This is a genomic window from Slackia isoflavoniconvertens, from assembly GCF_003725955.1.
In the GTDB taxonomy this organism is placed as follows: domain Bacteria; phylum Actinomycetota; class Coriobacteriia; order Coriobacteriales; family Eggerthellaceae; genus Slackia; species Slackia isoflavoniconvertens.
Map to the genome: position 1 here is coordinate 1 of NZ_QIBZ01000049.1, position 548 is coordinate 548.

The 548-nt window shown below is 63.0% G+C and carries 1 protein-coding gene; it reads right to left on the reverse strand.

Annotated elements, in window-relative coordinates:
• Positions 1-548: ABC transporter permease (locus DMP05_RS09695; RefSeq protein ID WP_148039736.1), on the reverse strand; the 548-nt coding region annotated here is incomplete at both ends.

Sequence of the window (548 nt, forward strand, 5' to 3'; positions counted from 1 at the left end):
GGATGCCGGCGCTGATGAAGGCCAGCGAGGCCTCGAACACGATGGCGTCGGCCACGAGCACGATGGTGAACACCAAAACGGGAGCGATGCAGTTGCGCACCACGTGCTTCATGAGAATCCACGGAGCACGGGCGCCGCTTACCACCACGGCGCGCACGTAATCTTGGTTGTACTCGCTCATCACGTTAGCGCGCACGATGCGGGCGATCTGCGGAATGTACAGGAAGCCGATGGCGAAGATCAGCGACGGCAGGTTCGTTCCGAACACCACGACGAAGGTGGCGGCCAGAGCGATGCCCGGGAAGGACATGACGACGTCGAGAACGCGCATAATCACTTCGGAGACCCACTTGCGCGAAACAGCGGCGAGAGCGCCGATGATCGAACCGCAGATGAGCGCGAAGCCGGTGGCGCCCAGGCCGATGACGAGCGAATAACGCGCGCCGTACATCATGCGCGAAAGAACGTCGCGGCCCTTGTCGTCGGTGCCGAAGAGGAACTGCGCGTCAGGAGCCTGACGGGCGGTGAAGATCTCGAGCGGGTTGTGC